Below are 24,984 nucleotides of genomic sequence, written 5' to 3' on the forward strand. Positions count from 1 at the left end.
TGACATCGGGCCCCGGCGAGGTGATCCGGGTCCGGGAACGCAGACGCCCCCCACGCACCCGCCAGAGCCGACCTACCCTTGCTGCCTTCCGGCCCTGGGGGAGTTCAGTCAGATAGCGCCGCGTGAGGGGCTGCGCCAAGGCTACCTGATGTCCGGGGCAGGGAACGAGTTCGCGAGCACTCCTCTCGGTCATGTAATGTTTCCGGCGGAGGATTCGCCTAGAGGCCTAGGGCGCACGCTTGGAAAGCGTGTTGGGGGCAACCCCTCACGAGTTCGAATCTCGTATCCTCCGCCAGTGCCTCACCGGGCACGATGTCGAAGGGCCCCACCGCTTGCGGTGGGGCCCTTCGACGTGCTCCGTCTCAGTTTCCGTCTCAGTTGGATTTTTCTTCCGTGCTGGGCGGCTCACCGGTGTCCCGGAGGCTCCCAGAGCGTGTCTCCGACTTGTTGAGCGACCTTGCGGAGCATGGCCCCGGTCACATGCGTGTACCGCGCAACCGACTGCCAGAGTTGTCGCCGGCCAGTCCGCCAGCTCCAGGGACGAAGGGGTACGTGCCAGACGCGTGCCAGATCCAGTGGCGAGCCAGGGGAACACCGGGATATCGAACAAGGGGCCGGTCAGGCGCCGACACTGCTTCGCCGCAGGTCAGCACGTAGCTGACCCCAAATCACCTCAGCTTCCCAAGCTGAGAGCGCCAGCCATCAACGGCTACTGGCCTGCCCGGGGCCGGCCTTCTCTTCCGGTCCTTTCCTTGAGAGGTCAGCGACGGGTGTCGTACTCATCACGCGCCGCGAGCACCTCTTCGATGTGCTCCTCAGCCCAGCGGCCCAGTGCTTCCAAAGGCATGTGCAGCGTGCGCCCCAGTGCGGTCAGCTCGTACTCGACCCTCGGCGGCACCTCGGCGTAGACGTGGCGGGTGACGATGCCGTCACGTTCCAAGTCCCGCAGGGTGTCAGTGAGGACCTTGGCGCTGATGCCGTCGACGGTGGTACGCAGGTCGCGGAAGCGCATCCTGCCGCCGCTGAGGGCGATGACGACCATGGCGGTCCACTTGTTGGCGATGCGGGCCAGCGACGTGCGGGAAGGGCAGGTCGCGGTCATCAGGTTGAAATCCGGTTGCTGTGGCATGCGTCACACCGGTCCATTGGTTACGTTGAGGTGACTGGTTACCGATGGTGAGTATAGGGCTCCAGCAGCAAGAACCCAACGAAGGAGAGAACCGTGGAGTCCCACACACTCACTGTCGCCCGCCGCTACGTCGACGCCGTGTCCACCAAGGACTTCGCCGCGGTCGCGGGCCTGTTCGCCGACGGCATCGTGTGGCACCAGCCCGGCGACAACGCTGTCTCCGGTACCCACAGCGGGGCCGCGGTAGGCGAGATGCTGGCCACCCAGATGACCGCCACCGAGGGAACCTTCGAACTCCAGCTGACCGGCGACCCCATGATCAACGGCGCGCTGGTCGCGATCCCCATCCACTTCTCGGCCAAGCGCGCCGACAATGAGATGTCGATGGACGGGGTCGACGTGCTGAGGGTCGAGGGCGACAAGATCGCGGAAGTGTGGCTCTTCTCCTCCGACCAGCAGGCCGAGGACGCCTTCTGGGGCGCCGGCTGAACTGGACCGCCCCGACGGAGCCGCTGGCCCGAAGTCAACGGGCAGGACCAGTCAACCCCTCCGTGATTGGCACGTCACCTCGGGCCGCAGCCCGTCTCAGTTTCCGTCTCGTTCAGCCCCGTTCGCAGCCGTTCAGAGGAGACCGCACACCAGACTCGTCGTACGGGTCGTCCACCCATGAACGCGGGTGAACGCCCCTGCACGCACCCCACCACCGCACCAACACAGTTGGAAAGCGTGTCGGGGGCACCCCCTGACGAGTTCGAATCTCGTATCCTCCGCAGCCGCCTGAACAGGCGAGACGGAGCGTCGGACCGCAGCTCGCGGTCCGACGCTCTGGCATGCCCCGGTCTCAGTCTTGGTCTCGTTCATTCCGGCCATTCAGCGCGAATCGCTGCGACCCCAGCCGCCGTCAGCCGCCTGCCCTCGCAAGTCCGGGACAGTGTCCGAGGGCGCCGCTACGATCGCCGGTCATGGACTGGCTGGAGCGCACCGCAAAGCTGAGGCAGTGGACCAGAAGCGGCACTCGCGCTCCGCACAAGCCGCTGCTGCTTCTGTACGCCCTCGGCCGGTTCCAACAGGGTGCCGACGACGAGCTGCGGTACAGCGCAGTGGAAGAGGATCTGAAGCGGCTGCTGTCCGAGTACGGGCCACCCAACAAGACCACGCCCGCCTACCCGTTCCATCACCTGGCCAGTGACGGGGTGTGGGAGGTGCGTACCGATCGCGGACCGGGCAGTCCCGGTAGTGGGGTACGGGAGCTGCGGGCCGCGGGAGCGGCAGGGCGCCTGGCGCCCGACCTGCGGACGGCGCTGCGGCGTGAGCCGTCGCTGCTCGGCCGGATGGCACGGGTGCTGCTCGACCTGAACTTCCCGCCATCGCTCCACGACGAGCTGTGCGAAGTCGTCGGTCTGGAGCTGGAACAGGCGGAGACCGCCGAGGTCTCGGCCGTGCGGAGGCGCCGGGACCCGCGGATGCGGGAGCTGGTGCTGACGGCCTACGAGTATCGGTGCGCCTTCTGCGGCTATGACGGCAGGATCGGCGCGGTTCCGGTCGGACTGGAGGCCGCGCACGTACGGTGGTGGGCGTTCGGCGGCCCTGACGATGTCGACAACGGACTGTGTCTGTGCTCGCTGCACCACAAGCTGTTCGACAAGGGCGTCCTCGGTGTCGGCGCCGGCCACCGCATCCTGGTCTCACAGCGGTTCGTCGGCCACAGCCCTGCCGCCCACGAACACGTCATAGCACTCGCGGGCCGTACGCTCGTCGGCCCTCAGCCGGGCATCCGCTCCATCGCGCCGGCCCATCGTGCCTGGCACGCGAGCCAGGTGTTCCACGGCGACCCACGCCCTGCCACAGCCGCCTGACAGCCGACTCCGCTCCCGAACTCCCCGACCGAGCCCGGCCACGTGCGCAGGCCGTGCTTGGCTGTCGCAGCGACAACCTGGTAAGGGATTCGATACCAGGAGTATGGTGACTTGTATGGCGACCAAGAAGGTGACGGTGACCATCCCTGAGGATCTCCTGGACGAGATCCGCACGGAGGCAGCCGAGCGGGGCCTGTCGGCGTACGTCGCCGAGGCCCTGCGCTTCAAACGCGACCGGGACCGGCTGCGGGAACTCGTGGACTGGCTGCAGGAGGAACACGGCCCCGTCACCGATGACGAACATGTGGAAGCGCTGGAGGAGCTGGCGGACCTCGATGCCGAGCATGAGCGCCGCCGCGCCACCGCCAAGGACAATGCCGGAGAGGCCGCGTGAAAAAACGGGCCGGTGACCCTGCGCAGCCGCGGCTGCGCGTCTTCGTGCTCGACTGTGAGGCACTGTCCCTCGCCGTGCGCGGTGACCGGAAGATGATCGCCTGGCTGGACCTCGCAGCACGGGGCGAGGCCGAGGTGGTGACATCTCCTGTGACGCTGGTCGAGGCATACGACGGCAGGACCACCGAGCAGCGCTGGGACTGGGTCCTCTCGCGCCTCAAGGTTGCCGAGATCGGGAAGGACGAGGCCCGTCAGGCCCGTCGGCTCCTGGCCGACGCGAAGCTGCACGGACACGAGTACGCCATCGACGCGGTACTGGCCGTCATCGCCCGGCGGCAGAAGGGGCAGGTCACCGTCTTCACCTCGGACGTGGACGATCTGGAGCGTCTGGTCCCGGAGTCGATCGTCGTCCGGAAGGTATGACCCGCGGCGGATGGTCGGCGACGTCAGCCGACGTCGCCGCGGCATGCACTCGGGCGGACATCGGCCACCCTTACGGTGTACGCCACCGCACCACGGCCACGCAGCATGCAACACCCTTTCGTGTGACCTCATCGGCGTTGTCCGTCCGCCACCCTTGAATACTGTGCGTGCCGGTTCCCCTTGCGGAGCCAACCTGCTCTTCGACGGTGAGGTGTTCCCCATCAGTAAGTCCAGTGGATCAACACTGGCCGCCTGGCTGCTCAGCCTTGATACAGCGCGGCTGGAGAGGGTCCTCACAACGAGGACCGATGCCGTGTCCCCTCCGGAGCCGAGGTCGGTCGGCGAACTGGCGGACCGCCTGCAGCGGCCGGGGGCGGTGGCACAGGTACTGCCCCGGCTCTCGCTCCCGCACCTGCAGGTGGCCGAGGCGCTCGCGGCGCTGGCGCCCACCACCCGCGATGCCTTGGCGGAACTGCTGGGAGCGGTGGACGAGGAGCGAGCTCGCGGCCTGGACGCGGCCCTTCGGTCGCTGGCCGATCACGCGCTGGTCTGGCCGGACGGTGAGGGACTGCTGCGCATCGTGGCGCCGCTGCGGCAGGCGTGGGACGCTCCGCTGGCACTGGACGCGCCGCTGCGGCAGCTGCTGAAGGACACCACCTCCGACGAACTGCGCCGCATGCTGGGGGCGTTGGGGATCAAGTCCGGTGGCACCAAGCAGCAGCGGCTGGCGGACCTGGTGGAACACCACAGCGACCGGGAGCGGATCACCGAAATCGCGGCACGGGCTCCGGTGGCCACCCGCAAGCTGCTCGAGCGCCGGGCTAGGACCGCGCCGGAGCGGTCGGAGCTCATTGTGTTCGGGGCTCCGGGGATCGACTCGGAGCCGGGTGCGCGATGGGCTCTGGAGCGGGGACTGCTGGTTCAGGACCATCGCGGGTACGGAACGGCGCGCATGCCGGCCGAGGTGGCGCTCGCACTGCGCGGGCCCGGCTGGCGCGCTCCGTTCGAGCCCGTCCCGCCCGACGTGCCCGCCGTGCCCGTCACCCCGGCCGAGGTGGACCGTGAGGCGACGGCCGCGGCCATGGCGTTCGGCGCTCATGCAGCCTCGGTTCTCGCGGTGTGCGCCGCCTCACAGCCGGCCCGGCTGAAGAGCGGCGGGATCGGAGCACGCGAACTCTCCCGGGTCGGCAAGGCGGCACGCTGTGACGACGTCGTGGTGCGCATTGTGTTCGAAACGGCGTACGCGGCGGGGCTGTTGGCCCGGGACGGCGACAGGGTTTCGGCGACGGAAGGCTACGACGCCTGGGCGGAACAGGAACCGGCTGAACAGTTCGCGGTGCTTCTCCGGGCGTGGCGGACACTGCGGCTCACCCCCGGTCAGGCCCGCGACGAGGACGGCAAGTCCCTGGCCGTGCTTGCCGGAGCACCTCCTTGTGACGGCTGTCTGCAGGCCCGGGAGGGTCTCCTCACCGCCGCGGCACGGCTCCCAGTGGGGCACGGCGTGAAGAGTCACGCGGATCTGGGCCGGCTTGTCGCCTGGCACCGTCCACTCGCCGACTCGCCGCCCCAGGACTCCACGCCGTTCGCCACCGTGATCCGCGAGGCGGAACTGCTCGGCGTTCTCGCCCGGGGCGCTCTGTCCCCCGCCGGGACCGCCCTGTTGTCCTCCCGGCCGGACGATGATGCCGAGATACTGGCCGCCGCCTGCCGCCGGCTGCTTCCCGGCGCCACTGCGTCCGCCTGCTTCGGCGCCGACCTCACGGCCGTCGTCACCGGCACGCCGTCCGCCCGCCTCACCACGCTGCTGGATTCGGTCGCCGACCGCGAAACCGGCGGCACTGCATCGGTGTGGCGGTTCAGCTCCGGCACCATCCGCCGGGCCCTGGACGCCGGCCGCACCCCCGATGCCATCGAGGCCGACCTGGCCGCCATCTCCGGAGAGACTCTCCCCCAGCCGCTGGTCTACTTGATCCACGACACCGCGCGCGGTCACGGCCGGGTGCGCATCGCCCCCGCGGCCTGCGTGCTCCACGGCGAAGAGCCCGCACTCCTGGCCGAGCTGGCCGCCCACCGGGGGCTGGCCCGACTCGGCCTGCGGCACCTGGCGCCGACTGTACTGGTAAGCCGGACCTCGCTCGACAAAACCCTCGCAGCGCTCCGGGCCGCGGGCTACGCCCCAGTCGCCGAAACCGCCGACGGGACGGTACGAGTCGAGAAGGCTCAGCGCCACCGTGCCGTCGCACCGGTCCCGTCCCCGCGCCGGTCCGGCGGCACCTCCCGCCGCCGGAAGACCGACGGCCGGACGGAGGAGGCTCCGGCGACGGCCGACCTGCGTGCCCTGGCCACTCGGCTGAAGGCCGCGCCACCGGCCTCCCCGCAGCCAGACCCGTACAACGGCATCCCCTTCGACAGCGACACCGAGGAAATCATCGCCGGGTCCGCCCGTCAGCTCTCCCTCGCCGACGTTCGTCAGCTGGCCCATGCCGTAAGCGAAGGCCAGCCGGTCACCATCGAATACGTCGCCGCCTCGGGCAGCCGCACCATACGTACCCTCAGCGAGCTCGATCTCGACGCGCCCTACCTGTACGCCTGGTGCCACCTGCGAAACGACGAGCGTGTCTTCACCCTCTCCCGCATTCACGGCGTCATGCCCGGGTAGCCGCGTGGTCTCAGTTTTGGTCTCAGCCGTCCGCAACTTCCATCAGCACCCGCTCCACCGCAGGTCAGCACGCCCCCGGCCCTCGCCGAACCCCCAGACGAACATGTGGAAAGCGTGTGGGGGCACCCCCTCACGAGTTCGAATCTCGTGTCCTCCGCCCAGTGCCTCACCGGGCACGATGTCGGAGGGCCCACAGCGGTGGGGCCCTTCGACGTTGACCGCCTCAGGCGACGCGGTCGGCGCGGTGGCGGGCTTCCCGGAGACGGACCTTCGACGGGAGGCGGTCCAGGCCGGCCGAGTCCCGCGCGTGGACGAGCGTTTCCCGGCTCAATTGCCCGAGAATCCGCTCCGGGTCCGCGTAAGGCTCCAGCAACAGCCGCAGGCGTGCCGTCGGAGCGGTACGCCGGCCCGCCAGCCGTACCCGAGCCCGCGAGACCCCGTCCAGGGCCTGCGCTTCTTCCTGGATCACGCCCTCCAGCGCACGGCCGCTGAGATGGGCCGCCGCGCCGTCGTCGCTGTCGACGAGGACCCGGTCCTGGCGTCGTCTGCGCTGCGTGAGGAGCCACCACAGCAGCAGGACCAGCAGTACGGCGAGCACCGCGATGACGGTCGGCCACCACCAGCCTTCCTCCCGCCACCGGGTGCGTCCCTCGGTGCCCAGCACCACATCGTCCGGCCCGCGGAAGGGCCACCAGCCCGGCATGCCGAAATTCCAGTGACGCTGCAGATCCAGCCCGCCCAGCAGCACGCCCGCCCCCAGGGCGAACAAGGCGAGGCCGAGCAGTCCCAGCAGCACCCGGTTCACTCGCGTGAGCATCGGGATCACCTCAGTCCTTCTTCGGCCGCCGCACGTGCACGGTCAGCGTGGGCTGCCGGGCGAGGCCCAAGGACGTCACGGCTTCGCCCAGCGTGGCGTCCAGGTCCGAGCGAACCTCCTCCAGATCGCGGAAATGCGCCCATGCCCGGGCTTTGACCTTCCGGCGGCCGACCGCGACCCGTGCCGTCTGGACACCGGGCACCTGCACGGCCCGGTCGCGCAGGATCAGGGCGGCCGCGCGGCGGTCGAGCCCGGCGTGGACCTCCTGCGTCCCCGGGGCGCCGGTGGGCTGCCGCATGGGCAGCAGCCTGCGCAGTCCCGGCGTCACCGCCAGCAGGAAGAGCCACAGGCCGAGGGCCGTCGCCACCGCGGCTCCGACGATCATCCAGACGTCGTCCAGCGGACGGGTGGCCAGTTCCTCGGCGAGCCGACGCCGCCAGCGCATCGCGGACCGGCCCGCCCGAACCGAGACCACGTCGTACAGGAGCAGGCCGACCGCCGCGACGGACAGCAGGGCCACCAGTGCCGCGGGGAGCCGCCGCGCGGACCAGAAACGGCGCGCCGACCGGCCCGAGGCGTCGACCCCTGTCGTCGAGCCCGTGCGCTGGGTGCCGTCCGGGGACGGATCCGTCTGACCGGGATCGGTGGGCAGGTCACTGTCACCGGTCGGCTTCCGCCAGGTGTTCGCGCTCATCTCACCCTCTCCCGGTCCGTGTGGAGCGCGTGCACCGAGTGCAGCCGCTCGACCGACACCGCGAAGTCGGACACCTCCATGCCGGCCCATGTCCTGAGCCGTTCGGTGACCTCCCGGCGCACCGCGGCGCACTGAGCCCCGATGTCGGACGGATAGCCGAGCTCTACGGTGACGTGCATCCGTACCTCGCCGATGACCGCCTGCCGTCCGGCGGCGGATTCGGCGTCTCCCCCGGCGGTCCGCTCCGGTGCCCGCCGCACGGATGCGTTCACGCGTGGCGTCCGGCGGCCGGGTGGGACGTGGCCGACCGACTCGGTGAACCGGCTCAGCACCTCGGCCGCCACCTGGGAAGCGATCTTCGCGACGACCCGGTCGGCGACGCTGATCGCACCGCGCTCCCCGCGGGGGATGCCAGGGCGCCGGTCGGCTCCACCGGTCACTGCCGCCAGTCTCCCCGAGCCCGTCGCCGGTCATCGCGGATCCGGTCCTGCCGGTCACGGCGGCGGACGAAGTCGCCCGGTTCGAAATCGCCTTCCATGAGCCGCCCGACCACGAGACCGACGACGCCCAGCCCGAGCACCAGCAGGAAAGCCCAGAAGTTACCGAAATAGGCGGCGAACCCCAGCGCCATCCCCGCGATCAAGCCCACCATGGCCCTGCTCATCACGCGCTCCTTCACTCAAGTGGGCTGCTCCGCCCCGGCTACTGGATCCGCTGCCGCTCTTCCCCTTCGTCCTCCTCGTCGGGGAGCTTCACGTCGCTGACCATGATGTTGACTTCCACGACGTCCCGGCCCGCCATCCGTTCCACCGCGGCGATCACGTTCTCCCGCACCGCACCGGCCACGTCCGTGATCGAGACGCCGTAGTCGACGACGATCTCCAGATCGATGGCCGCCTGCAGCTCGCCGACCTCCACGCTGACCCCGCGTGTGACGGACTTGCCACTACCGGCGCCGGGCATCCGCTCGCGCACGGATCCCATCGAGCGCGCGAATCCGCTGCCCAGGGCATAGACGCCGCGTACGTCCCGTGCCGCTATTCCGGCGATCTTCTCCACCACCACATCGGCGATGGCCGTCCGGCCGCGAGATGCCGGCGCACCACCGTGCCGTAGGCCGGTGTTCTCAGTCATCGGGATGTTCCTCCCTGAAGGATGCCCACTTTGCCGCCTCTTTTACATTATATTCCCTTTAGTATGTTTTTAGTATGTTTCCAGAGGTGCGGTGAGAAGAAAGAGGGCGAGAGGCCGGTGAAGACCGAGGCGTGGGCGGAGGCGGTACGACATCAGCTCGACCTGGGCCGACTGCTCCCGCTCGGCGGGCCGGAGGACGGGGCGTGGATCACCGAGCAAGCGGCCGTCCGGGCCCTCAGGCGTGCCGCGGCCGGGTTTCCTGGTGTGCGGCTGGAGTCTGTGCGCATCGGGGCGGCACCGCAGGAGCCCGTGTCCGAGCCGTCGGTCCGTCCGCCGGCCGGCGCGCTACCGCCGGGCCCGCTCAGGATGGAGGCCGCCCTCACAGCCTCGCTCGGGCAGCCACTGCCCGACATCACCGAACAGTTGAGGAGCACACTTCTCGACGCGGCCACCGAAGGGCTCGGCCTGGCCGTCGTGACGGCTGACCTGCGCGTCACCGATCTCGTCGAGGGCCCGGAGACGGTCGCCGGGTCGCAGACCGCGACGAGGGCCATGAAGCCCCAGCGGGAAGCTGCGGCCGCGCGAAGCCGGCCCCCTGCGACCGGAACGGCAACAACGCCAGGACCCACGGGAGAACTGGCCGACGTCGCGGCGACTGTTCCGGGCGTCGCCCACCTCACCGCCGTTCTGGGAGGCCGCCCGATCAGAGTGAGGTACGAGGGCGATCCGCCCGGACGCCACATCGAGGTCCAGTTGGCGGTAGCCCCCCGACACCATCCGCTGGAAGTCGCCCGCGCCGTCCGGACCGCCCTGGTGGAGGCAGCCACCTCGGACACCCCCGGCCCGGTCACCGCCGCCGTTCTCATCACAGACGCCGCGCCCTGGCCAGCCGGGTGACAACGGCAGCCCGATGAGGAGTTGTTCGGTGCCCCAAACACGGGCCGGACAGCAGCCCTCGGCCATGGGTCCATCGTGTCCGTCCGCGGATCGACGCTCACCGCGGAGAAACCGAGTCATCGTGGATCTGACGGGGAAGGCCGTGGGACGGCTGTCTCGACCGCCCTTGCGGGGGGTGGTCGGGGAGGCGGCGCCAACGGGCGTTTCACCGACCTCTTCACCTGGGGCAAACGCTCCAGGCCACCCACGTCGGCCGCAGAGATCCAGTACCGGCTCCTGCCACCGTCATGTGCCTGGACTGGCACGGCCCCCACGAGCCCCAGCGGCACGTCAGCTCCGGCGCGGACACCGGCAGGCCTCAGCCGCCCGCGGGAAGCAGCCGTGACCGCAGGCGTGCGGCGTCAGGGACCATTCCTCGGGCCCACTGCCGGCTCAACGGGGTGGTCGACGTGTTGCTTCGAGCCGAGCGCGCCGCCGGGACCGCCTTGCGCGGGTACGGCTCTGGAGCCTGCCGCTCGTGCCGGTGCCGACCGTCTGCTGTCCGCCCGCCGCACCACGCGTCGGCACAGGCGAGGCAGAAGGGCGTAGAAGCGGTCGGGAAGGAACACGGCGTCCGCGATGATCATCGCGCCGGAGAAGAGAGGCAGGCCCATGAGCACGGCGATGCCGATGTGCATGCCCAGCAGCAGGGTGAGAACGGGGTACTTGAGCCTGCCGAAGAGCACGAACGGGAAGGCCACCTGCAACAGCACGGTCAGGTAGCCCACGACGGCGATCACGAGCGTGTGCGAGTCCACGAAGTGGGAGAGCGCGGGCCAGGGCCGGAAGAGTTCGAGGTTCAGGGCGTAGTGGAGAGCGGTGCCGCTGCCCCAGGAAGCGCCCTGGACCTTGTACAGGCCGGCTGATCCGTAGAGAAGGCAGACCTGCGCCGCGATGACGAACATGCCGCAGTTGTGCACCGCCGTGACCAAGGTGGTCCGGGCGTCGCGGAGTTGCCGTGTGAGGAGGCTTCTCTCCGGTTGCGGCGTGTTGTCGGCGGGAACCGACTTCGATCTGTTTCTGCGCGCGTCCAGGGACCAGCGTCGGCCGCAGGCGGTGAGGACGAGGTAGAGGGCCATCAGCAGGACCAGGTTGTCGCCCCCGTCCGTCATGAAGATCGCCCGGGCATGGAACGAGGTCACCACGACGGCGAAGAGGACGGACATGAAGCGGGTCCGCCAGCCCAGCGTGAACAGCGCGGACGTGACGAGCGCCAGCCCGTAGCAGAGCTCGAAGTAGGCGCGGCTGTCGGACAGGGCCAGGATGCTCAACCAGCCCGTCTGGTCGAAGAGCTGCTGTGCCAGTGCGGGCGTCCACGGAGAGCCGGGGCCCCAGATCTCGTCCCGGTGCGGGAACTCACGCAGCAGAAAGATCAGGTAGAGCAGCCCGTAGCCGATGCGCAGCATCGACGCGGCGTACAGGGACACCGGCCGGCCGGTCAGGAGGTTCCACCCGGCACTGGTCCGGTCGACGAGCCACCCGGCCGCGCCGCCGGACGCGGTCTTCTGCGCCTCAGCTTCCATGGCGGATCACCTTCCACCAGGGGAGAAGCCGGTTCTCGGTCGGCGTCGGGGGGCGATTGCCGGCCGCGGGGGCGGGAGCGGCGACAGGCAGTGTGACGACGCGGAGCTGAATGAAGTCGAAGGTGCCGCGGTTGTGGGCGGCGACGCGGTCCGCGGCGATGTTGCTCAGGTACTTCCGCATCATCAGAGCGCGTTCCGTGCCCGCCTTGTCGTCTCCTCCGTGCGAGTCGGCGTAGCCGGCCCAGGCTCGGCGCAACATGTTCTGCGCCGTGTGGCTCGGGAACACCTGGTGCTCGACCGCGGAAACGTCCACGGCGGTCAGGTCGAACCAGGAACTCACCTGAACCGATCCGTCGGAGCCGGTGTGCGCGGTTCTCGCCAGAATCTGCCGGTTGACGGATTCGGGGTCCGGGGCGAAAAGCCGCCAATTCTGTTCGAAGAAGGGGTACACCCATGCGGTGATCTGCTGGTTGTATCGCTTGGAGACGGTGTTGGCCGGTGCCACATGAAGGAACACCAGAAGCACGTGCACGACACTCGTCACCAGGAAAAGGGCCACGGCGGCACACAGTCCGGCATTCAGTGCCCGAACGCCTCTCGATGGTTTCAGGGGCGCGGCCACGGCGCCAGGACATGACTGCGTGACCGTGGCCGGACCGGAATCGGAATGCTGGATTTCCTGCACGGCCGCTGAGTCAATTCCGCTCGACACCGCCCATCCCGTCTTTCTCTTGTCAGCTGCTCGCGCCCGGCGTTTTCCACCGACTAGCGCTGACGGCGCGCGGCGGACTCGAGGAGATACCGCCGCGCGCTGTCATCCGGTGAGCGGGCTGGCCGCGGTGGGCTGCCTAGCCCTCGTGGCTCTCGGAGTGGTCGTCCTAGTAGCCCTTGGGCACCTTGTCGTAGCCGTAGTGCTCGTCGGAATGCTTGCCGTGGTTCGGCTTACCGGGCTTGCCACCGTGGTCCGGCTTTCCGGGCTTACCACCGTGATCCGGGCGGCCCGGCTCATGGTCGTGCCCGCCGGTGGTGTTCCCCGCGGTGTTGCCCGAGGTGTTCCCGGACGTGATGCCCGAGGTGTTCCCGGACGTGATGCCCGCCGTGTTCCCCGCGGTGTTGCCCGAGGTGTTCCCGGATGTGATGCCCGAGGTGTTCCCGGACGTGATGCCCGAGGTGTTCCCGGTGTCCCCGGACGTGCCGCCGGTGGGCTCGCCCGTGGTACCACCCGTCGCGGTACCACCCGTCGCGGTACCACCCGTCGCGGTACCACCCGTCGCGGTACCACCCGTCGCGGTACCACCCGTCGCGGTGCCACCCGTCGCGGTGCCACCCGTGGTGGTGCCGCCGGTAGTGGACGTCGCGCACCCGCTGAGGAAGATGTTGTTGGTGTCGAGCGTCACGGCGCCCTCACGAGCCAGCGCCCGGCCCTGGATGCTCGCCCCCGTGGTGGCGCTGATCGACGTCAGAGCCATGATGGTGCCCACGAAGGTGGAGTTGGTGCCGAGGGTGGCAGAACTCCCGACCTGCCAGAACACGTTGCACGGCGAAGCACCGTTCGCAAGGAGCACCCGGCTGGAGGATGCCGTCGTCAGGGCTTCAGGGATCTGGAACACCCAGACGGCGTTCGGGTCTCCCTGGGCGTCCAGGATCAGGTCGCCGGTGAGCCCGACGCCGGAGACAGCGGTGTGGACGCCCGGAAGCAGCGTCTGGCCCGGGACACCGCCGATGGCCGCCGGGAGTGCGAAGTCCGTGGCCTGGCCGGCCGCGTTGTTGTACGCCGTGACCAGGTCGGACTTGGCCTGAAGGGCGACAGCGTCCGCAGCGTGGACGGAGCCGAGCACGATGCCGGGCGGGAATCCGGTGATGGACGCGTTCGGGTGCGTGCCGAGGTCCTGGCCGATCACCGTGGGGCCGGTGTTGGTGACTCCCTGGCCTGCGAGAACGGAGAAATCCGCGGCCGTGCCCAAGGGTACGGGCGTAGCGATGGCCACAGCCTGCGTCGGCATCAGGGCAACCATCACGGCGGCGACGATGGCGGCAAGAGCCGAGGCCAGCAAGCCGGACAGAGTGCGACGGTGGAATACCTGAGGGATCTTCAGCTTCATCGAAAGGCCATTTCCTGAGGGGCCATGGCGTACCGGGCCCTACCGATCACCCGGGAAGCCTTGTTGCTGTTACTGCCGCCGCACATTACGCAGAAATACCCTTGTAACCGGCTTGGACAAGACCGGAGAATATTCCGATCATTCGAACGGCGCACAGCGCTACGAAAATAGCTTTAATTCGAATGAGCGGAGCCGACGACGGCAATCATCCCGGTGGCGAACCGGGCTGCCGCAATTTACAGGCGCCGCCCAGGCCGACCGGACGGGCATCCCCGGGCACGCGGGCGCATGCCTTCGCGACGGCATCCGCACCGCCGGCGTCGATCCCGGCGGACGAGAATTCCGTCATCTTGAAGGCACCCGGCCGCAGTCACCGGAAGGCGGCTCCGGCGCGCCCCGGGCCTGCCGGCTGCCAGGTGTCGGCTGCACCTCGGTACCGTCACCGCGCGAGGGCCCGACGCGCGGACGCCCACCCGCCGCCGGCCGGCCTTCGCACCCCTCGACGAGGCAGTCCTGAGGCGAGCGATCCATGGGCCGTGCGCTGGTCCCAGCGCTCCCTCACCGCTCCGTCCGATGACACCGGTGGCCGGCCATCCGGGTCCGCCCGTGGCCGCCCCTCGCCCGCGCCACCCTCCGAGACCTTCCTGACCAGGCAAAACGCATAGCCTATGGGAACGGGAGAGCCATAGGCGCATACTGGGGTCGATGACTAAGCCTGCTGCACCCAAGCGTCATTTGCCTACCAGCCCCTTCAAGGCCCCCGTCGCACCGGCTCCCAAGCACTTCGCCGTGGGCGACCAGGTCACACATGACATGTACGGTCTCGGCCGCGTGATCGGCATCGAGGACGGAATCGCGGCACTCGTGGATTTCGGCTCGGCGCAGATGCGGATCCTGAGCCCGTACAGCAAGATGACCAAGCTGTAGGACCGCTGTGCCCGGTCACGGCACGCCAGGCCCCGTCAGGGACCTGCAACGAAAGAGAGACTTCCCATCGAACCGACTTCGCTGTTCTCCGCTCCGGAAGGGCAACCCCGCCGTTCCGCCGCAGCATCGCCGCCCCCGGCGACGAACCCCTTCCAAGCCCCGGACTTCGGGGAGGACGAGGTCTTCCTGCCCGAGGACTCCCAGGAGCCCGTCCCGGGCAGGCGCGCGGCGGGGACCAGGGCGGCTTAGCTCCACGAGGACGGTGGCTTCGACAGCCCGTCGGGGCCTTCGTCATGTCGTGGTCCCTCACGGCGTGTCGCTGGGGATCACGCAGTTCTTCGGTTGGGTCTTGCCCTGGGCGGGCCCAGGCCCACGAATTCCAGCGTGCCCTCCCCCCGGCGCCCCGGGTCCGGTTCGCCGATCGCGGCCGGTCGGTCGTAGGCGTTGCCGCCCGTGGTGAGGCGGATCAGCCGCAGTCGACGAGAGGGACGCGCCTACGGCTGACGGTCCGACGCCGGCCAGACGTACGGCAGGTCGTCCGGGACTCCGGGGAAGAGGTCCGCGTAGGTCGTCGGGTCCTTGCGGACCAGGGCCGAGCGGTGGCTGCGGTGGAAGGAGCTGTCGCCGAGCCAGGGCGGGAGTTCACCCTCGGCGGCCAATAGGGACTGGTCGCGGATCGGGGCGTGCGGGCGGATCGCGGCGAGGTCGGCCACTAGGGTGGCGGCGCAGGTGTCCTGGTGACCCTGTTCGCGCCAGACCCGGCAGATCTCCAGGCCGTAGCGGACCAGCGCCTCCTCGTAGCCGAGCCACATCTTCACCGCCGGGTGGCGGCGCCACGCGTATCCCGGGACGACCAGGCCGCGCAGCACCTGCAGCGCCTCCACCCGCTGCTTGCCCAGCCGGCGGCGGTCGAGGGCCAGGGCCGATTTCCTGAAGTCCGCGTAGGGCAGGAAGGTCTGCATGCCGTCGTCGGTGATCCCTACCGAGCGCCGGAGCGCCGGCCGAGGACGAGGGCCAGGCCGATCATGGCGATGCCCAGGACGAAGTGCAGCCAGTCGTCCGCGGTGTTGAGGGGGATGAAGTTGGCGTCGCTGTCGTGACCGACGAACAGGCCGTAGATCCACAGCACGAGGTAGACGGCACCGCCGGCCAGCAGGTACGAGTACGCCCCGGCGGCCGTGCGGGCCAGGGCCAGACCGGCTAGACCGAAGGCCAGGTGCACCAGATTGTGCAGGATCGAGATCTGGAACACGCCCAGGAGTTCGGCGCCCGACTCGTGGGAGGCGAACTCCATCGAGCCGTAGTCGGTGGTGATGCCGGGGATGAAGCCCAGTACACCGACGAGGAGGAAGACGAGGCCGACCAGTTGGGCGGCCTGCCGGACGGGGGCACGGGCGGCCCGGTGGGAGGGGTGCGTGGTCATGGCTGGTGGCTCCTCACTGGGGATGCAAGGGCTGTTCCGCCCAGATGGTCTTGCCCGTGACGCTCTGGCGGGTGCCCCAGCGCTCGGTCAGCTGGGCGACCAGGAGCAGGCCGCGGCCGCCCTCGTCGTAGGTGCGGGCGCGTCGCATGTGGGGCGCGGTGCTGCTGCCGTCGGAGACCTCGCAGATCAGGCTCGTGTCGTGGATCAGGCGGAGCTGGACCGGCGGCTCGGCGTGCCGGATGGCGTTGGTGACGAGTTCGCTGACGACCAGTTCCGTGACGAACACGGCGTCGGTCAGGCCCCACCGCTCCAGTTGCGCCACCACGTCCTTGCGGGTTCGCGCGACGGCGGACGGGTCGGCCGGCACCGCCCAGGTGGCGACCTGGTTCGCGTCGAGCGCACGGGTGCGGGCGAGGAGCAGGGCCACGTCGTCCGCCGGGCGCTGCGGCAGCAGCTCGGTGAGCACCGTGTCGCACAGCACCTCCAATGAGGGCGCCGGGCGGGCGAGAGCCTCCCGCAGCCGGGTGACCCCGACGTCGAGGTCGTGGTCGCGGGTCTCGATCAGGCCGTTGGTGTAGAGGGCGAGCAGGCTGCCCTCGGCGAGTTCGACCTCGGTGGCCTCGTACGGCAGCCCGCCCACACCGAGCGGGGGAGCGGCCGTGAGGCCGACCAGGTCGACGGTGCCGTCGGGGCTCACCACGGCCGGCAGGGGATGCCCGGCCCCGGCGAAGCAGCAGCGCCGGGAGACGGGGTCGTACACGGCGTAGAGGCAGGTGGCGCCGACGTCGCCCGAGGTTTCCGCGTAGGGGGGCGGTTGCCTAGGTTCCAGGGGATCGGCGTATGCGGGCGGTTGCGTGTCCTGGCCTGCGGGCTCCGGGTATGCGGGCTCCGGGTGTGGCTCCGCGCTCGCGGGAGGCTCCGCGCGGCTCCCGGCCTCTGCGGTCCCGGTGGTCTCCCGCGCCCCGACTGCCTCTCCGGCCCCCGTGACTCCGGCCCGGCCTCCCCGGTCCCACCCGTCCTCATCCTCCGTGTTCAGCCGCGCCACCAGGTCGTTCAGGTGCGTCAGCAGCTCGTCGCACGGCAGGTCGATGTCGGCCAGGGTGCGAACCGCCGTACGCAGCCGCCCCATGGTCGCGGAAGCGTGCAGCCCGTGGCCGACCACGTCGCCGACGACCAGGGCCACCCGCGCCCCCGAGAGCGGGATGACGTCGAACCAGTCCCCGCCGACGCCGGCGTGCGCGCCGGCCGGGAGGTAGCGGGTCGCGACCTCGACCGCTGCCTGCCGGGGCAGCCGCCGCGGCAGCAGGCTGCGCTGGAGCGTGACCGCGGTGGCCCGCTCGCGCGTGTAGCGGCGGGCGTTGTCGATGCTGACCGCCGCTCTGGCCGTCAGTTCCCCGGCCAGGACCAGATCGTCGTGCCGGAAGGTCTCGGCGTTGCGGTGGCGGACGAAGAAGGCGACGCCCAGGGTGGCGCCGCGGGCGGCCAGCGGCACGCTCATCACCGAGTGGACGCCGAACGCCCGGAACCGGGCCGAGCGGGCCGGGTCGCGGGCGAGCCACGCGGTGAACACCGGTTCGGCCGCCTCGTACAGCGCGGGCCGTCCCGTGCGCAGGCTCTCGTACGGCGCCGAGCCCTCCGGATAGGCGTCCACGCCGCCGGCCGCCACGACCGCCTCCGGGGCACCCGGAATCACGGACCGCAGCGCGGCCCGCCGCAGCAGCAGCGGCCCGACCGCCGGAACGGCCCGCACGGGCGGTTCGGGTACGTCGTCCAGCGCGGCCAGCAGATCGACGCTGACGAAGTCGGCCAGGGCGGGGACGGTCACGTCCGCCAGCTCCTGGGCGGTGCGCGTCACGTCGAGCGTGCTGCCGATGCGCCGGCCGGCCTCGGCGATCAGCTGGAGCCGCTTGCGGGCCCAGAACTGCTCCGTCATGTCGTGCGCGGCGAGGCAGACGCCCCGGACGGTGCCCTCCTGGTCGCGCAGCGCGGACATGCAGACCGACCAGGCGTGCTCATGGTCCTCACCCTGGACGCGCGGGTAGTTCTCCTCGTACTCCGGCTCGCCGGTCCTGAGCACCCGGGCCATGCTGCGTTCGGCCCGCTCAGCGGCGTCGTCGTCGACGATCTCGCACACGCGCAGCCCCCGCATCTCCTCCTCGGTGAGGTGCGTGGTCCGCTCCATGTCGGCGTTGGCCCGCCGCAGCCGGAGCCGGGTGTCGTAGATCGCCATGGCGCAGCACGGGGACTGGGCGAAGCTCCAGCTCACGAGCGATTCGTCGAGGCCGGTCCGGGGCCGGCTGCCGGCGAGGGGGGAGACGATCAGCCAGGCGGGGGCGTCGGTGCCGGGCGGCCGGTGGTGGGCGAGGATCCTGACCGTCAGTTTCCGGCCGTCGCGGTGCCGGAGCGCGACGTCTCCGTTCCAGCGCGGCAGCGAGGACAGGGCCGGCATGCCGCCGCGCACCGGGATCGGCTCGGCCAGCAGGTCCGCGGCGCGGCGGCCGGTCATCCGCTCGGCCGGATACCCGAGGAGCCGTTCGGCGCCCGCGTTCCAGCCGGTCACCGCGCCGTGTTCGTCGAGGGTGACGCGGGCGGTGAGGGCTTCGCCGACGAGGGCGTCCAGCGCTTCGGGTCCTGGTCCGGGCGACGACCGGTCGGCCCGGCCGACGGTGACGGGCTGCTCCATGATGGGTCATCTCGCTCTCGCGGGGGGCGGCCATATCCCCGGATATGTGCGGTTATGACCTGCTTACCCCGATTAGTTATCGTCTCACCGTGCCGCCCCTGCCGAGAAGCGGGGCCTGCCGCCGCCCGGCCCGGGTAACCGCTCCGCCATGGGTGAGATCCTCGTGGGCACGTGCTCCTGGACCGACCGGGCCCTCGTCGCAAGCGGCTGGTATCCGGCGGGGCGGCGGGACGCCGAGGGGCGGTTACGGCACTACGCCGAGCGGTTCCCGGTCGTCGAGGTCGACGCCTCGTACTACGCGCTGCCGAGCGAGCGGAACAGCCGGCTGTGGTCCGAGCGGACACCGGACGGGTTCGTGTTCGACGTGAAGGCGTTCTCGCTGCTGACCGGGCATCCCACCCGGGAGGCGGTGATGCCGGGCGGGCTGCAGGCCGATCACCGGGACCCGGCGGTGCTCGACGAGGTGTGGGCCCGGTTCGCCGCCGGCATCGAGCCGCTGCGGCGGGCCGGACGGCTCGGGAGCGTGCTGTTCCAGTTCCCGCCGTGGTTCCGGCCCGGGCAGCGGGCGGAGGTGTTCCTCCGGGAGTGCGCCGAGCGGACGGAGGGATGGCCCGTCGCCGTGGAGTTCCGGCACCCCTCGTGGTGGGAGCCGGACCGCGCCGACGACACATGCGCGCTGCTCGCACGGCACGGCATGGCGGCGGCCGCCGTCGACATGACGCAGACGCTGCCCTCCTCCGTCCCGCCCGTGACACCCGTGACCTCTCCCCGGCTGTCCGTCGTCCGGTTCCACGGCCGCAGCACCGCCTGGGGCACCGGCAGCAAGGAGGACCGGTTCCGGTACGCGTACGGCGAGGACGAACTCGCCGAGTGGGTGCCCCGCGTCCGCCGGCTGGCCGAACGGGCCGAGCAGGTCCACGTCCTGTTCAACAACTGCTGCGGCGACGCCGCCGTACGGGCCGCCGAGACCATGACCGGGCTGCTCGACGGCGCCGGGCCGACAGCGGCGCCGAAGCTGCCTAGGGCACGATCCGCACCCGCTTCTCCACCGTCACCTGGTCCACGTCCGACACCCGCACGGTCGTCTTCATCGTCCAGTTCCCGGGGAGCGGCAGGTTGACGGCGTTGGTGCCCCAGTAGCCGCCCCGGTCGGTGAGCTCGGCGTCGATCGGGCCGACCTCGCGGGAGGGGAGGGTGAAGGTGATGCGGACCTCGGGGACCACGACCAGGCCCGTGTCGGCGCCGTAGACCACGGCCTGCACGCCGTTCTCGCCGACGCGGGCCGGGTCCAGGGTGACCTGCACCGTGCCGCGGCCGGTCACGGAGTCCAAGCCCGTGTCGAAGGGAACGGTGGCCTGGGTGGTGGGCGGCAGCGCGCCCGCCGGGGCCTGCTGCGCCGCCTCCGCCTCGGCGCGGCCGGGCAGTGTCCCGGTGAGCACGGTCGTGATCAGCAACACCACGGCGGCGACGGCGACCTCGGCGAGGACGGACCGGCGCAGACCCCGACGCCGCGCGTCCGGGTCGCCGGTCGCGGACGCCTCGCCCGCCGGTCCGCCGGGCATCTCCGGTCCGCCGGGCAGCTCTGGTCCGCCGGGCAGCTCTGGTCCGCCGGGCACTTCCGCTCGGCTGGACGTCTCCGGTTCGGCAGGCGACTCCCGTTCCTCGAGCTCCCCGGGGTTCCCGGGGCCCGCCGGTGCGCCGACCGGCTGCGGGACCCGTTCGGATACGGCTTCCCGGGCCGTGGCGGCCGCCGGTGCCGCGAACCGCGCCGTCCAGCGGCGGGAGTACCCGGCCATCAGCAGCAGCGCGCTCACCGCGACCAGTTTGGCGAGCAGCAGACGGCCGTACGGCGTCCCGGTCAGCGCGGACAGGGAACCGAGGCCGCGCCAGGACTGGTAGAGGCCGGTGACGGCCAGGACGGTCACCGAGGCGAAGGCGATCCGGGAGAAGCGGGGCACGACCTCCGTCAGCTCCTCGTCCGACGCGCGGCGCAGGGTCAGCAGCAGCGCCACCAGGCCGCCGAGCCAGACGCCCGTCGCCAGCAGATGCAGCACGGACGACGTCATCGCCGGCGGCACCTGGATCCCGGCGGAGGCGTGCTCGGCCGCCGCCCAGGTCAGGGCCAGGCCCACGGCCAGGACAGTGCCCACCACGAGCACGAGGGGCTCCCGGCGGTCACGGCGCCTGGACAGCCACATCAGGAAGGCCGCGGTGAGCAGGAGGACGCCCAGCCTGGCGAGCAGGGCCAGGCCCGGGCGGCTGGTCGCGGTGCGGCCGAGGGCATCGGCGTCGAAGGCCGTCGCCGGGCCGGTGCCCGCCTCGTACGGGGCGCGCAGCAGGAGCAGGACGGCCGTGGAGCCGAGCAGTGTCCACCAGGCGCCCACCAGCGGCTTGCGCAGGGCAGCCGTGTTCACGGGCCGGCACAGCAGCGCGAACGCCACGGTGCCGACGAGCAGCGCGGCGGCGAGGTAGGCGAGGTAGCGGGCGGCGTCGTGGAGCCCGCGTGTGACGGGGTCCTCGTCCAGGCCGGTGTCGACCTGGGCCGTGGTCGCGGAACGTTTCCCGACGGAGAAGGTGAAGGCACCGGAGACCGGGTGGCTGTCGGCCGACACGACCCGCCAGGCCACCGTGTACGTGCCCTGGGCGAGCGTGCCGGGCAGTCCGACCCGGGCCGTGTCGGAGCGGCCGTCGGCGTGCGTGGCCTCGCCGGTGCGGACGCGGCGCTGGTCGGGGCCGAAGACCCGGAAGGAGTCGTCGAGCAGGCCGACGGACTCGGTGAAGGTCAGGGTCACGTGGCGGGGGGCCTGCCGGACGACGGAGCCGTCGTCGGGGTCGGTGCCGCGGAGAGCGGCGTGGGCCGAGGCGGGCGTCGCGCCGAAGAGAAGCAGCACCAGCACGGTGCCGAGCAGCACCAGGGCTCGGGCTCGCCGGGCGTGTCCGGCACAGCGCTCCTCGTTCCGCCGTTGGTCCACGTGGTTCTCCGAGGTCGGGCTTACGGCTTCCGGTTAGGTACGGACGGGATCGGTGCGGCGCTCATCGGGGAGGTCCCCGCGTCACGGGACGGGCCGGGACAGCCCTGCGATCTTGCCCGCCGCTGCCGGATAGCGGGCCGTCAGGTCCGTCGCGTCTCCGTGTTCGTACCCCTCGACCGTGAAACCCGGGGCCATGGTGCAGCCGAACAGGGTCCAGGAGCCGCCCTCGCTCACCCTGCCGCCCATCCAGGTGCCTGCCGGGACCGTGAACTGCACGTGCTGGCCGTGCAGGACGTCCGGGCCCAGGACCGCCGTCCGCACGCTTGCGTCCGGGGCGAGCAGGAGGAGCTCCAGCGGGTCGCCGAGGTAGAAGTGCCAGATCTCGTCCGTGGGCAGGCGGTGGAGGGCGGAGAAGTCGTCCGCGGTGAGGAGCGCGATGATCGCCGTGCCCTCCGGACTGCCGTCGGGGCGCTCGCGGCCGGCCCAGGTCTGGCGGAACAGGCCGCCCTCGCTGGGGATCGGCTCCAGGCCGTAGTGCGCGATGAGGTCGTCGGGCGTCACCCGGGGAAGGGTATCTCCCGGTCCAGGAAGGCGAGCTGGGCCTTCTTCTCCGGCAGGTACACGTCCGGGAGGTCGATCTCCGGCAGGACGACCACCGGTCCCGGCGTGAAACCCAGCCGGCGGAAACGGGCGACGGCCTTCTCGTTGCGCACGTCCGGGTCGACGACGACCCGCCTTCGGCCCAGGCCCAGCAGGACGTACTCGGCGATGACGGCCACCAGCCGGGCCGTCCAGCCGGACTGCCCGCCGCCGGGCCCGGCGGGCGCGAGCAGCAGGTGGAGGCCGATGTCGCCGGGGCGGACCTCGTAGCACTCGCCGAGGCGGTCGGCGTCGGGCTCGTAGGTCTGCAGGAGCGCGACCGGCTCGCCGTCCCGGACGACGAGGAAGGCGTGGTGCGTGGTGAGCGTCTCCATGTGGGCGTAGATCCCGGCCACCTGCTGTTCGGTGAGGCCGGTCATGCCCCAGAAGGCGGCCCGGTCCTCGCTCACCCAGCGGTGGATCACGCCGGCGTCGGCCTCCGCATCCAGCGGCAGGACGCGGACGGTGCCGAAGCCGCCGGTCACCTGCTCGTGGACGGCGGTGCGGGAGGCGTACGGGTCAGACATCGGTCTCCTTCTTCAGCCGGTCCCAGTCGGTGACGACCGGGACGAGGTCTCCCGCGAGCCACAGGGGGAGCTGGTCGCGGTGGTGGGGCGAGCCGGGGACGCCCGAGGCGCCGAGCGGGACCACCCAGCGGCTGTCCTCGCGCCGGGCCAGGTCCCAGACGTAGCGGGCGGCCGGGCCCCGGGCCGCCAGGTCGGTGAGGCCCGGCACGCCCGAGGTGCACAGCACGCAGTCGTGGTCGCCGGACAACCCCGGTTCGCCGTACGGCTTCTCCGGCTCCAGCGCCCGCCAGGGGGCGAGCCGGTGGGTGTCGCCCCAGACACCGGCCGGTGGGCGTACGGCCACCTCCTCGATCGCCGCGCGGACGGCCGCCGGGCGGTCGACGCCGTACAGCTCCTCGGCGGTCAGCAGGTGTTCGAGGGCGAAGCCGACGCGCGGGAGGAGGGCGAGCCAGGGCCGGAACACCTCCGGGTACGCCGGTGGGGTGGCGAGCGCGGTGAACGCCGGGTGCCCCGCCAGCCGCCGTACGACCGCTCCGCGCACCGCCGCGTACAGGGCCGCGTCCGCGCTGTCCGCGTCCATGCGGCGGTTCCAGGCGAGGAGGCGGGCCCTGAGGGCGGCGGCCCCGGGGGTGAGGCCGTCCAGGGAGCGGAGGTGGTCCAGGAGGGCGCTCGCGGAGGCGAGGTGGGTGTCCGTGTGGACGGCGGGCATGTCGGCGGCGGACCAGCGCTCCTTGCCGGCCAGCAGCGCGGCGATGCGGTCGTGGCGGTGGGGCGGGGCGAACTCGACGCCGAGGGGTTCGGCCGGGCCGCGCTGGTTGGCCATGACGGCGACGCCGTCGGTGAGCCCGGCGCGGGGTGACTCGTGCCAGCCGTGCCAGTCGTGGCCGGGTTCCCATGCGGGCACCAGGCGCAGGCGGTTGGCCTCGGAGCGCAGCGGCACCCGCCCGGCCACGCGGTGCAGGACACCGCCCTCGGTGTCGGCGGCCTGGACGACGTTGACCGGCTCGGCCCAGTGGTCGAAGGCACGGTCCACATCGGCGACCCGGCGGGCACGCAGCAGCGGCAGCAGGGCGCCGAAGCCGAGGTCGCCGGTCACGCGGGGCGGGTAGCGCAGGCTGACCGCCACGGGCACGCCGGAGGGGTCGGCCGGGTCGGCCGGGTCACCGTCGAGACCCTCGGGGCCACCGATGATCACGGGCCCGCGGCTGGTCTCGATCACCTCGACCTCGGCCGGCTGCCCGCCCGCGACCTCGACGACCTCCGTGTGCCGGGCCGCCCGCCGCCAGACCCCGTCCGGGCCGAGCGCCTCCACACCGGCGCCCGTGCGCCGCAACCGCTCCCGGTACAGGTCCTGGTAGTCGGCCATGGCGTTGGTGATGGCCCAGGCGACCGTGCCGGTGTGCCCGAAGTGGGCGATGCCCGGGACCCCGGGGACGGCCAGGCCCACGACGTCGAACTCCCGGCAGGACAGGTGGATCTGCTGGTAGACGCCGGGATCCTCGATCCAGCGGTGCGGGTCGCCGGCGATCACGGCCTGCCCGGTGACGGTCCGCTCCCCGCTCACCAGCCAGCCGTTGCTGCCTGAGGTGCCGGGGCCGTCGGTGGCGAACAGACCGACGGCGTCCGCGCCGAGATGGGCGACGACCCGCTCGCGCCAGAGCTTCGCCGGGAACCCGGCGAAGAGGATGTGGGTGGCGAGCCAGACTCCGAGCGGGGTCCAGGGCTGCCAGCGGCCGGGGGCGAGACCGGTGCGGGCGAACTCGGGGGCCGCTTCGGCCCCCTCCGGTAGTCCCGCGTCGACCCCGTCGACGTAGGCCCGCACCCAGTCCGCCGTCTCGGGGTCCCGTCCCTCCAGCTCCGCGAAGCACCGTCTCGCCGTGTCGTCGAGTCTGGCGCGTCTCGCGAACCGGTCCCAGGCCAGGGCGCTCTCGCCGAGGAAGGACGCCGAGGTGCCCTGCGCCCGGTGGCGCTCGACCTCCAGCTGCCAGGCCCGGTCGCGGGCGGTGACGAGGCCCTGCGTGTAGGCGAGTTCGGCCGCGCTGCCCGCACGCAGATGCGGAACGCCCCAGACGTCACGGTAGATCTCGGCGGCCACGCTGTGCCCCTTCTTTGCTTTAGGTTAGCCTTGCCTAAGTCGATCGGGGCGA

Annotated in this window: 24 protein-coding genes, 1 tRNA gene and 1 other RNA gene; 9 read left to right on the forward strand and 17 right to left on the reverse strand. The window is 71.4% G+C overall.

All coding sequences use genetic code 11. From position 1 onward, the window contains the following. Positions 1-39: 39 nt before the first annotated feature. Positions 40-134, reverse strand: an RNA gene (ffs, locus tag ACWD1U_RS06925) — signal recognition particle sRNA small type. A 73-nt stretch (positions 135-207) separates the two neighbouring features. Between ffs and ACWD1U_RS06930 the strand changes: the two genes are divergently transcribed. Beyond that, a tRNA-Ser gene (locus ACWD1U_RS06930) sits at positions 208-295 on the forward strand. A gap of 465 nt (positions 296-760) precedes the next feature. On the opposite strand, the gene ACWD1U_RS06935 is transcribed toward ACWD1U_RS06930, so the two are convergent. Continuing rightward, positions 761-1,129 (reverse strand): winged helix-turn-helix transcriptional regulator, encoded by a 369-nt coding sequence (locus ACWD1U_RS06935; protein ID WP_451105133.1) that lies wholly within the window; start codon positions 1,127-1,129, stop codon positions 761-763. A 93-nt stretch (positions 1,130-1,222) separates the two neighbouring features. Here ACWD1U_RS06935 and ACWD1U_RS06940 point away from each other — a divergent pair, with 93 nt between their 5' ends. The 5 genes from ACWD1U_RS06940 to ACWD1U_RS06960 all read left to right on the forward strand — a co-directional run bounded on the left by ACWD1U_RS06940 (position 1,223) and on the right by ACWD1U_RS06960 (position 6,460). Continuing rightward, complete coding sequence (locus ACWD1U_RS06940; RefSeq protein WP_451105135.1) at positions 1,223-1,618, forward strand: nuclear transport factor 2 family protein; 396 nt, start codon at positions 1,223-1,225, stop codon at positions 1,616-1,618. Between the two features lie 473 nt (positions 1,619-2,091). Then, positions 2,092-2,985: a phosphorothioated DNA-binding restriction endonuclease gene (locus ACWD1U_RS06945; protein WP_451105137.1), complete on the forward strand. Its 894-nt coding sequence runs from the start codon at positions 2,092-2,094 to the stop codon at positions 2,983-2,985. 115 nt (positions 2,986-3,100) lie between these two features. Continuing rightward, positions 3,101-3,379, forward strand: a complete 279-nt coding sequence (locus ACWD1U_RS06950) for a CopG family transcriptional regulator (protein WP_451105139.1) — start codon at positions 3,101-3,103, stop codon at positions 3,377-3,379. Further along, positions 3,376-3,801 carry a hypothetical protein gene (locus ACWD1U_RS06955; protein ID WP_451105141.1) on the forward strand — a complete coding sequence of 142 codons (426 nt, stop codon included), beginning with the start codon at positions 3,376-3,378 and terminating at the stop codon, positions 3,799-3,801. Before ACWD1U_RS06950 ends, ACWD1U_RS06955 begins: the two co-directional genes overlap by 4 nt. A 211-nt stretch (positions 3,802-4,012) precedes the next feature. Then, positions 4,013-6,460, forward strand: coding sequence for a helicase-associated domain-containing protein (locus ACWD1U_RS06960; RefSeq protein WP_451105142.1), 2,448 nt, complete (start codon positions 4,013-4,015; stop codon positions 6,458-6,460). A 223-nt stretch (positions 6,461-6,683) separates the two neighbouring features. On the opposite strand, the gene amaP is transcribed toward ACWD1U_RS06960, so the two are convergent. The 5 genes from amaP to ACWD1U_RS06985 are packed head-to-tail and all read right to left on the reverse strand — an operon-like array spanning position 6,684 to position 9,105. Next, the gene (gene amaP, locus ACWD1U_RS06965) at positions 6,684-7,277 is read right to left on the reverse strand and encodes an alkaline shock response membrane anchor protein AmaP (RefSeq protein WP_451105144.1); all 594 of its coding nucleotides are present in this window, start codon (positions 7,275-7,277) and stop codon (positions 6,684-6,686) included. A gap of 10 nt (positions 7,278-7,287) precedes the next feature. Beyond that, positions 7,288-7,971 (reverse strand): DUF6286 domain-containing protein, encoded by a 684-nt coding sequence (locus tag ACWD1U_RS06970; protein WP_451105146.1) that lies wholly within the window; start codon positions 7,969-7,971, stop codon positions 7,288-7,290. Beyond that, positions 7,968-8,411, reverse strand: a complete 444-nt coding sequence (locus ACWD1U_RS06975) for an Asp23/Gls24 family envelope stress response protein (protein WP_451105148.1) — start codon at positions 8,409-8,411, stop codon at positions 7,968-7,970. Before ACWD1U_RS06975 ends, ACWD1U_RS06970 begins: the two co-directional genes overlap by 4 nt. Then, the gene (locus ACWD1U_RS06980; RefSeq protein ID WP_451105149.1) at positions 8,408-8,635 is read right to left on the reverse strand and encodes a hypothetical protein; all 228 of its coding nucleotides are present in this window, start codon (positions 8,633-8,635) and stop codon (positions 8,408-8,410) included. The genes ACWD1U_RS06975 and ACWD1U_RS06980 overlap by 4 nt, the downstream gene beginning before the upstream one ends. 38 nt (positions 8,636-8,673) lie before the next feature. Then, positions 8,674-9,105 (reverse strand): Asp23/Gls24 family envelope stress response protein, encoded by a 432-nt coding sequence (locus tag ACWD1U_RS06985; protein WP_451105151.1) that lies wholly within the window; start codon positions 9,103-9,105, stop codon positions 8,674-8,676. A gap of 117 nt (positions 9,106-9,222) precedes the next feature. Between ACWD1U_RS06985 and ACWD1U_RS06990 the strand changes: the two genes are divergently transcribed. Next, complete coding sequence (locus ACWD1U_RS06990) at positions 9,223-10,002, forward strand: hypothetical protein (protein WP_451105153.1); 780 nt, start codon at positions 9,223-9,225, stop codon at positions 10,000-10,002. A 401-nt stretch (positions 10,003-10,403) separates the two neighbouring features. Here ACWD1U_RS06990 and ACWD1U_RS06995 read toward each other — a convergent pair whose 3' ends face one another. The 3 genes from ACWD1U_RS06995 to ACWD1U_RS07005 form a co-directional block, all read right to left on the reverse strand. Further along, the gene (locus tag ACWD1U_RS06995) at positions 10,404-11,564 is read right to left on the reverse strand and encodes an HTTM domain-containing protein (RefSeq protein WP_451105155.1); all 1,161 of its coding nucleotides are present in this window, start codon (positions 11,562-11,564) and stop codon (positions 10,404-10,406) included. Next, a complete protein-coding gene (locus tag ACWD1U_RS07000) occupies positions 11,554-12,249 on the reverse strand; it encodes a DUF5819 family protein (protein ID WP_451105157.1) in 696 nt (231 codons plus the stop codon). Before ACWD1U_RS07000 ends, ACWD1U_RS06995 begins: the two co-directional genes overlap by 11 nt. A 193-nt stretch (positions 12,250-12,442) precedes the next feature. Continuing rightward, the gene (locus tag ACWD1U_RS07005) at positions 12,443-13,666 is read right to left on the reverse strand and encodes an ice-binding family protein (RefSeq protein ID WP_451105159.1); all 1,224 of its coding nucleotides are present in this window, start codon (positions 13,664-13,666) and stop codon (positions 12,443-12,445) included. Positions 13,667-14,371: 705 nt separating this feature from the next. Here ACWD1U_RS07005 and ACWD1U_RS07010 point away from each other — a divergent pair. Continuing rightward, positions 14,372-14,593, forward strand: a complete 222-nt coding sequence (locus ACWD1U_RS07010) for a hypothetical protein (RefSeq protein ID WP_451105160.1) — start codon at positions 14,372-14,374, stop codon at positions 14,591-14,593. Positions 14,594-15,087: 494 nt separating this feature from the next. On the opposite strand, the gene ACWD1U_RS07015 is transcribed toward ACWD1U_RS07010, so the two are convergent. From ACWD1U_RS07015 to ACWD1U_RS07025, 3 genes are read right to left on the reverse strand one after another with little or no spacing between them, the layout of a single operon-like run. Further along, on the reverse strand, positions 15,088-15,555 hold the full coding sequence (locus ACWD1U_RS07015) for an MSMEG_6728 family protein (RefSeq protein WP_451105162.1): 468 nt from the start codon (positions 15,553-15,555) through the stop codon (positions 15,088-15,090). Positions 15,556-15,572: 17 nt separating this feature from the next. After that, positions 15,573-16,016: a DUF4383 domain-containing protein gene (locus ACWD1U_RS07020; RefSeq protein WP_451105163.1), complete on the reverse strand. Its 444-nt coding sequence runs from the start codon at positions 16,014-16,016 to the stop codon at positions 15,573-15,575. A gap of 13 nt (positions 16,017-16,029) precedes the next feature. Beyond that, on the reverse strand, positions 16,030-18,699 hold the full coding sequence (locus ACWD1U_RS07025) for a SpoIIE family protein phosphatase (RefSeq protein ID WP_451105165.1): 2,670 nt from the start codon (positions 18,697-18,699) through the stop codon (positions 16,030-16,032). 148 nt (positions 18,700-18,847) lie between these two features. Here ACWD1U_RS07025 and ACWD1U_RS07030 point away from each other — a divergent pair, with 148 nt between their 5' ends. After that, the gene (locus ACWD1U_RS07030; RefSeq protein ID WP_451105167.1) at positions 18,848-19,819 is read left to right on the forward strand and encodes a DUF72 domain-containing protein; all 972 of its coding nucleotides are present in this window, start codon (positions 18,848-18,850) and stop codon (positions 19,817-19,819) included. Here the strand turns inward: ACWD1U_RS07030 and ACWD1U_RS07035 are convergent. From ACWD1U_RS07035 to ACWD1U_RS07050, 4 genes are all read right to left on the reverse strand, one after another. After that, the gene (locus ACWD1U_RS07035) at positions 19,719-21,611 is read right to left on the reverse strand and encodes a copper resistance protein CopC (RefSeq protein ID WP_451105769.1); all 1,893 of its coding nucleotides are present in this window, start codon (positions 21,609-21,611) and stop codon (positions 19,719-19,721) included. The genes ACWD1U_RS07030 and ACWD1U_RS07035 overlap by 101 nt on opposite strands. 141 nt (positions 21,612-21,752) lie before the next feature. Beyond that, on the reverse strand, positions 21,753-22,232 hold the full coding sequence (locus ACWD1U_RS07040; RefSeq protein ID WP_451105168.1) for a cupin domain-containing protein: 480 nt from the start codon (positions 22,230-22,232) through the stop codon (positions 21,753-21,755). After that, a complete protein-coding gene (locus ACWD1U_RS07045; protein ID WP_451105169.1) occupies positions 22,229-22,837 on the reverse strand; it encodes a GNAT family N-acetyltransferase in 609 nt (202 codons plus the stop codon). Before ACWD1U_RS07045 ends, ACWD1U_RS07040 begins: the two co-directional genes overlap by 4 nt. Further along, positions 22,830-24,932: a penicillin acylase family protein gene (locus ACWD1U_RS07050; RefSeq protein WP_451105171.1), complete on the reverse strand. Its 2,103-nt coding sequence runs from the start codon at positions 24,930-24,932 to the stop codon at positions 22,830-22,832. The genes ACWD1U_RS07045 and ACWD1U_RS07050 overlap by 8 nt, the downstream gene beginning before the upstream one ends. Between the last annotated feature and the right edge of the window lie 52 nt (positions 24,933-24,984).

The organism is Streptomyces sp. NPDC002788 (assembly GCF_053592115.1).